At 64.6% G+C, this 12,435-nt stretch carries 11 protein-coding genes; 7 read left to right on the forward strand and 4 right to left on the reverse strand.

Annotation, left to right across the window (positions count from 1 at the left end; translation table 11 throughout):
• Nucleotides 1–269: 269 nt before the first annotated feature.
• Entirely contained in the window at nucleotides 270–1,070 is an 801-nt protein-coding gene (locus H4I92_RS02895) for a crotonase/enoyl-CoA hydratase family protein (protein ID WP_179105611.1), read from the forward strand.
• Nucleotides 1,071–1,143: 73 nt separating this feature from the next.
• Here H4I92_RS02895 and H4I92_RS02900 read toward each other — a convergent pair whose 3' ends face one another.
• Both H4I92_RS02900 and H4I92_RS02905 read right to left on the reverse strand, forming a co-directional pair.
• Nucleotides 1,144–3,141 carry a hypothetical protein gene (locus H4I92_RS02900; RefSeq protein WP_077529160.1) on the reverse strand — a complete coding sequence of 666 codons (1,998 nt, stop codon included), beginning with the start codon at nucleotides 3,139–3,141 and terminating at the stop codon, nucleotides 1,144–1,146.
• Between the two features lie 73 nt (nucleotides 3,142–3,214).
• Nucleotides 3,215–3,673, reverse strand: coding sequence for a DUF4112 domain-containing protein (locus H4I92_RS02905; protein ID WP_077529161.1), 459 nt, complete (start codon nucleotides 3,671–3,673; stop codon nucleotides 3,215–3,217).
• A gap of 93 nt (nucleotides 3,674–3,766) precedes the next feature.
• On the opposite strand from H4I92_RS02905, the gene H4I92_RS02910 reads away from it, so the two are divergent.
• The 6 genes from H4I92_RS02910 to H4I92_RS02935 are packed head-to-tail and all read left to right on the forward strand — an operon-like array spanning nucleotide 3,767 to nucleotide 9,599.
• The gene (locus H4I92_RS02910) at nucleotides 3,767–6,565 is read left to right on the forward strand and encodes a monovalent cation/H+ antiporter subunit A (protein ID WP_077529162.1); all 2,799 of its coding nucleotides are present in this window, start codon (nucleotides 3,767–3,769) and stop codon (nucleotides 6,563–6,565) included.
• The gene (locus H4I92_RS02915) at nucleotides 6,566–6,907 is read left to right on the forward strand and encodes a Na+/H+ antiporter subunit C (RefSeq protein ID WP_077529163.1); all 342 of its coding nucleotides are present in this window, start codon (nucleotides 6,566–6,568) and stop codon (nucleotides 6,905–6,907) included.
• Nucleotides 6,904–8,424 carry a monovalent cation/H+ antiporter subunit D gene (locus H4I92_RS02920; protein WP_077529164.1) on the forward strand — a complete coding sequence of 507 codons (1,521 nt, stop codon included), beginning with the start codon at nucleotides 6,904–6,906 and terminating at the stop codon, nucleotides 8,422–8,424. Before H4I92_RS02915 ends, H4I92_RS02920 begins: the two co-directional genes overlap by 4 nt.
• Before the next feature lies 1 nt (nucleotide 8,425).
• Entirely contained in the window at nucleotides 8,426–8,929 is a 504-nt protein-coding gene (locus H4I92_RS02925) for a Na+/H+ antiporter subunit E (protein ID WP_245800841.1), read from the forward strand.
• Nucleotides 8,926–9,195: a K+/H+ antiporter subunit F gene (locus tag H4I92_RS02930; RefSeq protein WP_077529165.1), complete on the forward strand. Its 270-nt coding sequence runs from the start codon at nucleotides 8,926–8,928 to the stop codon at nucleotides 9,193–9,195. The genes H4I92_RS02925 and H4I92_RS02930 overlap by 4 nt, the downstream gene beginning before the upstream one ends.
• Nucleotides 9,192–9,599, forward strand: coding sequence for a Na+/H+ antiporter subunit G (locus H4I92_RS02935; protein ID WP_218668124.1), 408 nt, complete (start codon nucleotides 9,192–9,194; stop codon nucleotides 9,597–9,599). The genes H4I92_RS02930 and H4I92_RS02935 overlap by 4 nt, the downstream gene beginning before the upstream one ends.
• On the opposite strand, the gene H4I92_RS02940 is transcribed toward H4I92_RS02935, so the two are convergent.
• Together H4I92_RS02940 and H4I92_RS02945 are read right to left on the reverse strand one after the other, a co-directional pair.
• Nucleotides 9,560–10,954, reverse strand: a complete 1,395-nt coding sequence (locus H4I92_RS02940) for a sigma-54-dependent transcriptional regulator (protein WP_077529166.1) — start codon at nucleotides 10,952–10,954, stop codon at nucleotides 9,560–9,562. The genes H4I92_RS02935 and H4I92_RS02940 overlap by 40 nt on opposite strands.
• On the reverse strand, nucleotides 10,951–12,420 hold the full coding sequence (locus H4I92_RS02945; protein WP_077529167.1) for a sensor histidine kinase: 1,470 nt from the start codon (nucleotides 12,418–12,420) through the stop codon (nucleotides 10,951–10,953). Before H4I92_RS02945 ends, H4I92_RS02940 begins: the two co-directional genes overlap by 4 nt.
• Nucleotides 12,421–12,435 lie beyond the last annotated feature (15 nt).

Here is a 12,435-nt window from a genome sequence, read left to right on the forward strand (position 1 = left end):
GTACGCTTGTCTTCCGCCATCCATGGCTCCAGACATTCCCAACAGACACTGCCAGCCCCTCTGCTCCATACCCTGCAGCAACCTTGAGCGTCTTCAATTTCATGCTGGAACGCCAGAAGCCGGGAATGCTCAGGAGTAAGGGCGGGTAACGCTAAGCGGGACTGTCTGGAGCCATGGATGGCGGAAGACAAGCGTACACGGATGTATTCACAGCGTGTCCCGATTAGCGTTACCCGCCCTTACTCCGTCTGTTCAATAACGGAGTAGCCATGAAAGACCGAGTCACCCTCGAAATCGATAACGACATCGCCTGGGTCACCCTGAACCGGCCGGACAAGTACAACGGCCTGGACATGGCGATGTTCGATGCCATTGCCAGCACCGCGAAAACACTGAAGAAGGACCGTTCCATCCGGGCCGTTATCCTGCAGGGAGCCGGCAAGGTGTTCTGTTCCGGGCTGGATGTGAAGAGTGTCACCGCCAACCCGATGAACTTCGCCAAGCTCCTGTTCAAGCCGGGACGGAAGATCAGCAACCTAGCCCAGGAAGTGGGCTACCTTTGGCGGGAGGTGCCAGCGCCGGTGATCGCGGTGACCCACGGGGTCTGCTACGGCGGCGGCCTGCAGATCGCGCTGGGGGCGGACTTCCGTTACAGCAGCCGCGACTGCGAATTCTCGATCATGGAGGCGAAGTGGGGGCTGATTCCGGATATGAGCATCACCACCACCCTCTCCGAACTCATGCCGATTGATAAGGCCAAGGAACTGACCATGACGGCGCGGGTCATTGAGGCGCCCGAGGCGGAACGGTTGGGGATGGTGACCCATGTGAGCGACACGCCACTGGACGACGCACTGGCCTTTGTGGAGGAGCTAAAAATGAAATCGCCGGATGCGGTGGCGGCCACCAAGCTGCTCTACAACCGTGCCTGGCAGACGGATGACCGCACGGCGCTGGGCTGGGAGAGCCGGCTGCAGAAGAAAATCATCGCGCGGGCCAACCAGCGCACGGCGGTGGCCCGGAATACCGGCAAGCCGGAGCAGGCGTACGGGCAGCGGCGCTCGTTCTGAGGCGCGCCCCACGGTTAAGCGGAGGCTCTGTAGGAGCTTGCCCAGCAAGCGATATCGCGAGCAGGGCAAGCTCCTAGAGGCGGTCTGCCCCCCAGCTGTTCTCCATCAGGCTGCGTACGGCGGCAATCTCTTCAGGCGGGACTTCGGTGGTGTGCAGCTGCCAGTCGGTCACATCGTAGTGGAAGATGTAGAGCCGCGAGGCGAATTCGCTGATCGGCAGGGATGATTCGCCGTGCTGTTCGCCATAGCCCTCGGTGGAGACGGTCACGCCCTTGCCCCAGTCCTGGCCGCTGTCGTTGTTGGGGTTGTAGAAATAGACCCGCATCACCTCGTCCTGGTCCAGCGCTACCCTAAGAACCGCAATGGCGTGCCAGCCGACGAATCGCGCCTGGCTGTCGGTGACGGCAATACCGGCCGGTTGCGGATGCACCACGGGGGTATTGCCGTTGTAGAGCGGATTGTACAGGGAGTAGAACGTCCGGATGAAACCGTCCGGATCCTCGAGTTTTCCGGTCTCCACGTCCACGGCGATCGCAAACCCGCGATGCACCCACCAGCCGTGGAATTCCGGGTTGATCCAGCGGTGCGGATCCTCCCCACGGCCGTCGGAGAGGCGCCCCATTTCCAGGTAGAGCCGGTCGAGGTGCGGTACCAGCACCAGTGACAGGGGATCCAGGTCCAGGTTCCACTGGCTGACCACACCCGTGTAGAGATAGGCGGAGTTCAGGGACTGGCCCTCAAATTCCATCACCACCTGGTTGTCCCGCGACGCCCAGCGCACCAACTGCAGCAGGTAGGCCGGGTCCGTGTACGCCCACATGGAGAGCGCACGGGTGGACTGACAGGCGGGATTGTTGCCCTGGCCCAGACCGAGTGGCAGGCCCAGGGCGCTGATCAGGCCTGCCATCAGGAAGACGCCGGGTTCATGGGCATCACCATAGAGGCCAGCGAGCAGTGAGCGTACATCCGCGTGGATGGGAGTCTTCATCTGGCGCCAGAGGGCGGCGGCAATGCTGTCCTGGTAGAGAATACCCCGCTCCAGCAGGCAGGCGAGCCCATAGAGGGCCTGACAGGTTTCCGGAAAGAGACTGTAACGGGCCAGGTCCATCATGAAACTGCGGTAGCAGAGCAGGCAGTCCCTGCCGGTGCTGCTCAGCCCCAGACAGCGGGCGACCATCTCGGCATCGTCCTGCTCCAGGGCATAGCGCAGAAAGGTCGCATGGTAGGGAGACACCAGCCCGGTATCATGCATGGCACGGGAAAAACTGGCAGCCTCGGCATCCAGCGCCATGTTGTCGAGGCCACGGACGCGCTCATCATAGCCCCCCATCCCGGGATCCTCGCGCGAATGCTGGGTGGGTCCGTAAAGCGCGCTCACCAGCTGTTCGGCGCCGCGTGCCGTAGTCCCCAGGCTTACTTCCGGGTCGAAAAGACAGACCGCGATGCGGTCGATCATCTGGCGGATGTTGTCCACCTGTATCGGCCGCTGGCGCAGAAGGCGCCAGACTTCCGCCACCACATGATCCAGAATGCTGTCGAAGCCGATGTGCTCGGCCACGAACCCCAGGTGATGGTCGAGCATGCGCTGGATGCCCGCTGGCCGGTTACGCGCGGCCTCATCACTGATGCCGAACAGCGACTGCAGGTTAAAGGCCAGCACCTGGGTCAGGAAGTGTTCCGCCTGTTCGGCGGAAAGCCGCGGATGGAACCAGCTGCCATTGGCCACGGCCAGCATGCGCAGTTCACTCAGACACTCCAGCGCGATCAGCCGGGCATCGCCCTCGGCGAAGGTGGAGGGCACGAAACGCGCCTGGAGGGAATCCGGCCGCTCCCAGTCGCTGCCTACAAACAGCCCTGCCTGCTCCAGCCGGGGAGCACGCTCGAACAGGAGCGCCGGCCCTTCCGGCAGGCCCAGCAGCTTAAGGGCCTCGTCCAGGACCCGGCCCACGTGATTGACCCTGGCGGAGGGTGGGGCCTTCTCCAGGCTCGCCATCGCGTCATCAAGACTACTGACAATAAGACTGGCATCAGGGCCCGGTGTGGCCCCGGCGTATTGCGCGGGTTCAGACATGCGTTTGGTTCCGGTCATAGATTACTGCCGCCCAGTTTCCCCCCATTGGCACAGGATGCAAGCATTTTAGGTTTCAGGCGGCAATCAGCCACACCAGTACCAGAAGCACCGACGTAATCACCAGCAGCCACCCGGGATGCGGCCACCGTCCCGGTTCGGGCTCGGCGACCCGCGCCTCAAGGTGCTCGCGCAGCAGTGTCACATTGCGGTTATTGGCACGGTAAAACACATCAAACACATCGCCGGCAACCGGCAGGGTTCCTCCAATGGCATCCACCAGGCCATTGCCCAGCATGCGCAGCTGGAGAGAGCGTGGCGCCCCGATCTGGCGCGCCTGCTGGATCAGGTACAGGGACAGCACCAGCCCGGCGAAGTCACCGATGCCCGGAATCAGGCCAATCAGGGGACCGATACCGAAACGGATGCCAGTGAAGGGAACCCGGAAACGGGAGTCGGTCAGCCGGGCAAATCGCTCCAGCCGTGCCAATGTCGCACGTTCATTCTCAGGTTCTCGGGCAGGAATCTCACTCATAACGGAAGCAGCCTATACCTCCTTCGGGTAGCTGACAATCCAGCCTCCGTCCATTACCCTTCGCGGCGTCGGAACCGAAGGATACCTGCGTTCATGATGCTGCTGTCGATCGTCACACTGCCCCTTGTCGGGGCACTGCTTACGCCGCTGGTCTCGCGGCGCTCGACAGCGATCCTGCCTGCCCTCATTGCCGGAACCATTGGTATCACCGTGGTCAGCATGCTGCTGAGCCAGGCCATGGGCGTCCTTGGCGGGTCCATCCTCATCGAACACTACCCCTGGCTGCCCGGGATCGGCCTCTCGCCGGCCTTCCGGCTGGATGCGCTGGGGCTCTTCTTCGCGCTCATCATCGCCGGCATGGGCCTGCTGATCACGCTCTATGCCCATTTCTATTTCGCCGGCAAGCACGGAGCGGTACGCTTCCATTCGCTGATGCTGGCCTTCATGGGCGCCATGCTCGGTATCGTGACCTCCGAGAACCTGCTGTTCATGCTGGTCTTCTGGGAGATGACCAGCCTGGTCTCCTTTGTGCTCATCGGCTTCCACCAGGACGAACGCCCGGCCCGCCGCGGCGCGCGCATGACCCTGGTGATCACGGGCGGGGGCGGCCTGGCCCTGTTGGCGGGGGTACTGCTGATCGGTAACAGCGCGGGCAGTTTCCGGCTCAGTGACATCCTGGCACCGGAAGCGGCACTGACGTCGGACCCGCTCTATCCCTGGATGCTGGGCCTGGTGCTGATCGGCGCCATGACCAAGTCCGCCCAGTTCCCATTCCATCTCTGGCTGCCGAATGCCATGACGGCGCCCACACCAGTGTCCGCCTACCTGCATTCGGCCACCATGGTGAAGGCCGGCATCTTCCTGCTGGCCCGACTCAATCCCGCACTGGGCGACACGGAAGCCTGGCTCTACAGCATCTCAACCGCGGGCATGGCCACACTGCTGACCGGCGCCTTCATCGCCATGTTCAAGCATGACACCAAGGAGCTCCTGGCCTACTCCACCGTCAGCCATCTCGGGCTGATCACCCTCCTGGTGGGGCTGAGCACACGCATGGCAATGGTGGCCGCGCTCTTCCACCTGCTCAATCATGCCCTGTTCAAGGCACCACTGTTTATGATGGCTGGCGCCGTCCAGAAGGCAACCGGCACCCGGGACATGCGCCGCATCAACGGCCTGTGGCGCACACTTCCGGCCCTGACGGTGATCAGCGCCGTGGCCGCCGCCTCCATGGCCGGGCTGCCTCTGCTGGCCGGTTACCTGAGCAAGAAGATGTTCTTCATCGAGAGCATGAACGCATCCGTGATGCCGCCCCTGCAATGGCTCACACCGGCACTGGCCGCCATTGCCGGCCTGTTCTCCGCCGCCTATTCCTTCCGCATCTTCCACAACGTGTTCTTCAACGGCCAACCGCAGGATCTGCCGGTCTGGCCCCCGAAAAACCCCGGCGTGGGCATCCAGGTCCCGGCTGCCGTGCTGGCGCTGGCAGTGGTGCTGGTGAGCTGGCACGCCGAATCAGTGGTCCATGGTCTCATCGGCCCCGTCGCCTCCGCGGCGGCAGGCAGCGCCCTGCCCGACTACGACATGCACCAGCTGCACCACATCGGCACCGCCTTCTTCATGAGCCTGGCGGCCATGCTTGGCGGCCTGCTCCTCTACATGGCACGGGAACCGCTGTTCCGACTCTATGACCAGTTGCCCCCGGCGGATGCCCGCGAGATCTTTGAATGGCTGATGACCCGCGCCGGAGGCAACGCGGAACGGCTGGTGCACGCACTGGAGAACGGCTCGGTCCAGCGTTATATCGCCCTGATCATCCTTTCGACCATCGCGCTCGCCGGCCCGGTACTGCTTTCCGGCATCCAGTGGCACGGCGGCGAGGCCCTGACCCCCGTGGATCCCCTGACCGGCATGGGTCTGGTGCTTCTGATGGCTACTGCTGTAGGGGTGGTGCTCGGCCACCATCAGCGCCTGTTCGCCCTGCTGCTGCTCGGCAGCGCGGGGCTCTTTGTCACGCTCACCTTTGCCCGTTTCTCCGCGCCGGACCTGGCGTTGACCCAGCTCTCGGTAGAGGTCATGGCGGTGATCATCATGATGCTGGCCCTGTCCTTCCTGCCCCAGGCCACGCCCCGTGAATCCAGCGGCTTCCGCAAGGGGCGTGACCTGGGCATTGCGGCTCTGGGTGGGCTTGGGGTCGGCCTGGTGTCCTTCGCGATCATGACCCGCCCCCACAGCACCATCGCGGACTTCTTCCTCAGCCAGAGCAAGCCGGGCGGCGGCGGCAGCAACGTGGTCAACGTGATTCTGGTGGACTTCCGCGGCTTCGATACCCTGGGTGAGATCACAGTGCTGGGGATCGCGGCCGTGGCGGTCTTCGCCCTGACCCGCAACCTCCAGCTCAAGGACCGCATCCCACAGGAGCGGGACCAGTACTGGGCCTCGAATCCCCATCCGCTGATCCTGCGCACCATGGCGCGGCCGATACTGCCCATAGCGCTGATGGTCTCGGCCTACATCTTCCTGCGTGGGCACAACATGCCTGGTGGCGGTTTCATCGCCGGACTGATCACGGCGGTTGCGCTCTCACTGCAGTACATGGCCGGCAGTCTTGCCTGGGCCCATGAACGCATGCTCACACCCTTCCGGCCCCTGATCGGGCTGGGGCTGCTGCTTGCCTGCGGCACCGGGCTGGGCAGCCTGGTGTTCGGCGAAGCGTTCCTCAGCTCCTGGTTCGGGCATTACAAACTGCCCCTGCTGGGTCATCTGGAGCTGGCCACCGCGCTGCTGTTCGACCTGGGCGTCTTCACCACCGTGGTCGGGGCCACACTGCTGATCCTCGCCAACCTGGGCAAACTCATGACCGTGCACGGCCCCGGCAAGGAGATCGGATAGATGGAAGCACTCTACGCCATTGCTGTCGGCGTGCTCACCGCCTGTGGCATCTACCTGGTGCTGCGCGGTCGCACCTTCCCGGTCATCATGGGACTGACCCTTCTGTCCCATGGCGTCAACCTCTTCCTGTTCGCCAGTGGCCGGCTGGCACTGGCGGCCCCGGCGGTCATCGGTGAGTCCGCGGACCCAACGGACCCACTGCCCCAGGCACTGGTTCTGACAGCCATCGTGATCAGTTTCGCCATGACGGCTTTCGTGGTGGTGCTTGCCCTGCGCGCCGCGGTGGAGCTGCGCAATGACCACGTTGACGGTGTGGATCCCGAGGAGGACTGGCGCCCATGAATCACCTGCCGGTCCTGCCCATACTGCTGCCCCTGATCACCGGAGCACTGCTGGTCACCCTGCCGCGCCTGGGCCTGAACGCCCAGCGCTTCATCAGCCTGGGCGCCACTGTGGCCGGTCTCGGCCTGGTGCTCTGGCTGGGGAGCATGGTCCTGGAGCACGGACGGCTGGTCTATGCCCTCGGTGGCTGGGCGCCACCTTTCGGGATTGTGCTGGTTCCGGACCGGCTGAGCGTACTGATGCTGGTGCTGACCGCCACCCTGGCCGTGCCGGCGCTCATCTACGCCTGCCGGGGTGATGACGATGCCGGCGCCCATTTCCACGCCCTCTTCCAGTTCCAGCTCATGGGGCTCAACGGCGCCTTCCTGACCGGCGACATCTTCAACCTCTTCGTCTTCTTCGAGGTGCTGCTGATCGCCTCCTACGCCCTGCTGCTGCACGGTGGCGGCACCGCCCGCAGCCGTGCCGGGCTCCACTACGTGATCATCAACCTGATCGGCTCGGCGCTCTTCCTGCTGGCTCTGGGTATGCTCTACGGGCTCACGGGCACACTTAACATGGCGGACCTGGCCGTGCGCATCAGCACCGCCCCGGCCGCAGACCAGCCCCTGTTGCAGGCCACCTCGCTGGTGCTGCTGGTGGTCTTCGGGGTCAAGGCGGCACTGCTGCCGCTGCTGTTCTGGCTGCCACGCGCCTATACTGCGGCCGCCGCGCCGGTAGCGGCCCTGTTTGCGGTCATGACCAAGGTCGGCCTGTACGCCATGATCCGTGTCTTCCCCCTGGTATTCGCCCTGGATCAGCCGCTCGCAGCCCTGACGGCCTGGCAGTGGCTATGGCCCCTGGCTCTGGCCACCCTGGCGCTGGGCGGCATTGGGGTTCTGGGCGCCACCAGCCTGAGCAACATGACCGCCTATATGGTCATCGTCTCCACCGGCACCCTGATGGCGATCATTGCCCTGGGCAGTACCGAGGCCCTCGCCGCCGGCCTCTTCTATCTGGTCAGCACCACGCTGCTGACCGGGGGGTTCTTCCTGTTCGCGGACCTGATTGCCCGCCAGCGGGGTGCGGCTGGAGACTACATGGTAGTCACCGCCGCCATGAAGGACAGGCGCACCCTGGGCATCCTGTTCTTCTTTGGCGCGGTGGCCCTGGCCGGACTTCCGCCGTTCAGCGGTTTTGTCAGCAAGGCCTGGATGCTCCAGGCCAGCCTCGGGGAGGGGGCCGCGGGCGTTTTCTGGCCACTGCTTCTGGGGGCGGGCTTCCTGATGCTGATTGCCCTGAGCCGGGCGGGCAGCAAGTTCTTCTGGCGCCAGTCACCGAAGCGGGAGCATGATATTAGGGCCGACCGCGTTCGGCTCGCCTGTGTGATCGTTCTGGTGGGTGCAGGGCTGGTACTGAGCCTCGGCGCGGCGCCACTGATGGACTACACCCGTTCTGTAGCGGCACAGCTGATGACACCCGGTGACTACGTAGGGGCGGTCCATGAGGCCGGGCTCAACCTGAAGGGAGGGCACTGACATGCCACTGATGCCACAGCTGACCCACTGGTGGCCCAGGCCCCACTTTTCGCTGTTCCTGCTGGTGCTCTGGCTTCTTCTGGTCAATTCCGTCAGCCCGGGGCATGTGCTGCTCGGGGCGGCGCTGGGCTGGCTGATTCCCTTCTCAACCCAGCAGTTCTGGCCGGAACGCTCGCACCTGCACAACCCGGTCCGCCTGCTGCTGTACATGCTGCGGCTGCTGGTGGACATACTGCGTTCGAACCTGACCGTGGCGCGACTGATCCTGCGCGATCCCGAAACGCTGATGCCGGGATTCGTGCGCTATCCCCTGTCGCTCACCAACGAGTTCGCCATCACCGTGCTGGCCAGCAGCATCTCGCTGACGCCGGGCACGGTCTCCGCGGGCCTGAGCCCGGACCGGGCTTACCTGCTTGTGCATGTCCTGCACCTGGACGATGAGGATGAGCTCATAGAGCAGATCCGCGAGCGCTACGAGACACCGCTCAGGGAGATCCTGGAATGACCGCCACCGTACTGCCCATCGCCCTTGCGCTGTTCAGCCTGAGCCTGCTGCTGAACCTGTACCGGCTGCTGCGCGGGCCGGACATCATTGACCGGATCCTCGGCCTGGATACCCTCAACGTCAATGCCATTGCCGTGATCGTGCTCGGTGGCATCTACATGGACTCGTCGCTGATCTTCGAGGCGGCGCTGCTGATCGCGCTTATGGGCTTTGTGGGTACGGTCGCCATGACCAAATACCTGGTGCGCGGGGATGTGATCGAATGATGGACGGAAGCATGGCACTGCCCTTCTGGCTGGACGCACTGATCGCGCTGCTGCTGCTCGGCGGCGCGCTGGTGGCCCTGCTGGGCTCCATCGGGCTGGCGCGCATGCCGGATTTCTACATGCGCCTGCACGGCCCCACCAAGGCCAGCACCCTGGGCGTGGGGGCAACCCTGCTGGGTTCCATGATCTGGTTCGGCGTGGGCCACGAGGGCCTGAGCGTGCAGGAGATCCTGATCACGGTCTTCCTGTTCGCCACGGCCCCGGTCAGCGCCCACATGATGGCCCGGGCCGCGCTGCACCGGCGGGTGGCCTGCCGGGAGCGCACACACGGGGAGCCCTGGGATGAGATGGACCGACTGCCGGGCTACGCGGAATCCTCGTCGTCCTCCGACAGCCAGCGGTAGAGCGTACGGCGGTTGACGCCCAGAATGCGCGCGGCCTGGCGTTTGTTGCCCTCCACCTGCGCCAGGACATGTTCCACATATCGCTCCTGGAGTGTCTCCAGGGTTGGCAACGGCTCTCCCAGTGCGAGGAGTCCATCCCCGTCCGCGCCGCCCGCCGGCTCCGGAGGTGACTGGGCGGCACCGCTGGCCTCCCGCACCCGTGGTGGCAGATGCTCCGGCAGGATACGCTCGCCATTGCAGAAGGTCACCGCCCGTTCAACGACGTTGGCCAGCTCACGGATGTTGCCGGGGTAGTCGTAGGCGCGCAGACAGGCCAGGGCGGCGTCATCAAATCTCAGATCCCCGCGCTCGCTACGCCGCAGTGAGGCCTCCAGGAAGAACATGGCCAGCCGCTCGATGTCATCAGAGCGCTCACGCAGCGGTGGCACATCCAGTGCCAGCGCTTCCAGCCGGTAGTAGAGATCCTCGCGGAAGTCACCGCTGGCCACGCGCGCCTGCAGATTCTGATGGGTGGCGGCGATCACCCGTACATCCACACTCTGTTCCGTATCCGAGCCCACGGGGCGGATGGTGCCCTCCTGCAGCGCGCGCAGCAGCTTGGCCTGCAGCGCCAGTGGCATTTCCGCGATCTCATCCAGCAGGAGCGTGCCGCCGTCCGCCTGCCCGAACAGGCCTGTCCGCGCCCGGTCCGCACCGGTGAAGGCGCCCCTGGCATGGCCGAAGAATTCACTTTCCATGAGATCCGCAGGAATACCGGCACAGTTGACCGCCACAAAGGGCTGCTCCGCCCGCGGACTCTCCGCGTGAATGGCCCGGGCCACGAGCTCCTTGCCCACACCACTTTCCCCCAGCACCAGGACCGGCATGGCCCCGGTTGCCACCTGCCGGATCTGATCGTACAGGCGATGCATGGGGGCGCTGCCCCCAATGATCCCATGAAAGCCGGCAACATCCCCGCTGCTGCGGTAGGCATCGACCTCGCGCCGCAGCGCCCGCTGCTCCAGCAGGCGCCGGATCATCAGGAGCAAGTGATCCATGGACAGGGGCTTGGTCAGGAACTCATCCGCACCGGCCTTGAGGGCATCCACTGCCTGGTCCACGGTCCCGAAGGCGGTGATCAGCACGAAAAGGGGGGGCTGCGAAAGAGTCTGGGTCTCGCGCAGTACGGCCATGCCATCGCTGTCCGGCAGACGCAGATCCGAGACCACCAGGTCTGGTATCCCATCATGACAGAGCCGGATGCCCTCATCGGCGCGCTGCGCGGTGACCACCTCGTAGCCTTCCACCTCGAGCTCTTCCCGCAGCAGATCCAGCAGGCTCGAATCGTCCTCGATCACCAGGATACGTACACTCATGGGGTTTCACCTCCTTCAGATTCCCTGCCCGCCGGCCACTGCAGCACCACGGCACAGCCATTCCAGCGGCTCGCTCCGATGATGATGGCCCCCGCGTGCTCCTGCATGACACTGCGCACCACCGCAAGCCCCAGGCCGGTGCCTTCCCCGGCCGCACGGGTGGTGTGGAAGGGCTCAAGCACAGACTCGCGGTCACCGGGCGGGATGCCGGGGCCATCATCCTCTACGGTGACAGCAATGGCCTGGGGTCCCCTTCGGACGCTGAGCATGACCCGCGAGCCGGCCGCCAGAAAGGCATTGCGCAGCAGATTGGAGACCGCCAGCTCACAGCGTGTCCGGTCACCATTGATCACTGCTTCCGGATCCCAGTTATCGATCTCCAGGGTGACGCCTTCAGGGGCATCACCATGGGCATCCAGGACGCCATTCACCAGTTCCGTGGTGGTGAAGCGGCCCTCGGCGGCGTGGGGGGAGTGCCGGAAGCAATCCAGAAGCTGCTGCACGATCCGAGTCATGCGCTGGACCTGGTGGCGTATGTCGCCGAGGTTGCGCTGGCTGCGCTCATCCCCGGTACGACGCTCCAGCATCCGGGCACGGCCGTCGATGACGCTCAGCGGCGCACCGAGTTCATGGGCGACACCGCCAGCCACCCGACCGATCATGGCCATCTTCTCCTGGTGCTGCAGGCGCTGGTTCAGCCGCGTCTCCCGCGCTTTCTGGTCAATGATCTCCCGTTCCGCCGCCTCGATGCTGTTGAGCATCTCATTGAGTGCCGCCGCCAGCTGGCGCGTTTCCCGGGGCCCCCGGAGCGGGGCCCGGATGCGCCGGTCGCCGCTCTGGACCCGGGCCATGACGCTTGAGAGTCGGCCCACATGGCGACCCACGCCGCCATAGTGCCCCCCGATCGCCACCAGCAGTATGGCGCCAGCGGTCAGCGACCAGATCCACCAGGCGTTGTTGCGCAGATCCGCCAGGCGCTGATCGAAATCGCTGCGCTGCCGGGTGATCTGCAACAGTCCGATGATGCGGCCATCCTCACTGAACAGCGGGGTGAAGTGGGAGAACACGTCCTCGCCCTCAATCTCGCGATAGGTGCCCAACTCATCCCCCTGGGCCACCGCATCCGCCGCGCTGCGGCTGTCGCTCACATCCCGGTCCACAATGCCCACCTGTGACACACGGTCACCACGCTGATCGTAGACGGAGGCCCCGTAGACACGGCCCACGCTGAAAATGGAGGTCGTGATGTCGTTGACCTGGACGTAGTCCCCATTCTGGAGAGCCCGTGAAAGCGGATACCGGGTTGCCTGTGCCAGCAGCGCCAGATCCTGCTTGAGACGCTCCTCGTCATGAGACTGGATCACGCCTAATCCCCAGTAGACCGCCACGCCACTGACCAGCAGTAACGGCAGAACCACCGCGAGAATCAGCGTGAACTGGAGACCGGGCAGATGCAGACGTTTCATCGATCACTCCCTGCT

This window comes from Vreelandella halophila, from assembly GCF_019903425.1.
Classification (GTDB): Bacteria; Pseudomonadota; Gammaproteobacteria; order Pseudomonadales; family Oleiphilaceae; genus Halospina; species Halospina halophila.

Coding starts and splice junctions, on each gene's coding strand:
- H4I92_RS02945 (WP_077529167.1), bottom strand. CDS start 12,420: ATGAAACGTCTGCATCTGCCCGGTCTCCAGTTCACGCTGATTCTCGCG.
- H4I92_RS02915 (WP_077529163.1), top strand. CDS start 6,566: ATGGAAGCACTCTACGCCATTGCTGTCGGCGTGCTCACCGCCTGTGGC.
- H4I92_RS02910 (WP_077529162.1), top strand. CDS start 3,767: ATGATGCTGCTGTCGATCGTCACACTGCCCCTTGTCGGGGCACTGCTT.
- H4I92_RS02925 (WP_245800841.1), top strand. CDS start 8,426: ATGCCACTGATGCCACAGCTGACCCACTGGTGGCCCAGGCCCCACTTT.
- H4I92_RS02930 (WP_077529165.1), top strand. CDS start 8,926: ATGACCGCCACCGTACTGCCCATCGCCCTTGCGCTGTTCAGCCTGAGC.
- H4I92_RS02940 (WP_077529166.1), bottom strand. CDS start 10,954: ATGAGTGTACGTATCCTGGTGATCGAGGACGATTCGAGCCTGCTGGAT.
- H4I92_RS02895 (WP_179105611.1), top strand. CDS start 270: ATGAAAGACCGAGTCACCCTCGAAATCGATAACGACATCGCCTGGGTC.
- H4I92_RS02905 (WP_077529161.1), bottom strand. CDS start 3,673: ATGAGTGAGATTCCTGCCCGAGAACCTGAGAATGAACGTGCGACATTG.
- H4I92_RS02900 (WP_077529160.1), bottom strand. CDS start 3,141: ATGTCTGAACCCGCGCAATACGCCGGGGCCACACCGGGCCCTGATGCC.
- H4I92_RS02935 (WP_218668124.1), top strand. CDS start 9,192: ATGATGGACGGAAGCATGGCACTGCCCTTCTGGCTGGACGCACTGATC.
- H4I92_RS02920 (WP_077529164.1), top strand. CDS start 6,904: ATGAATCACCTGCCGGTCCTGCCCATACTGCTGCCCCTGATCACCGGA.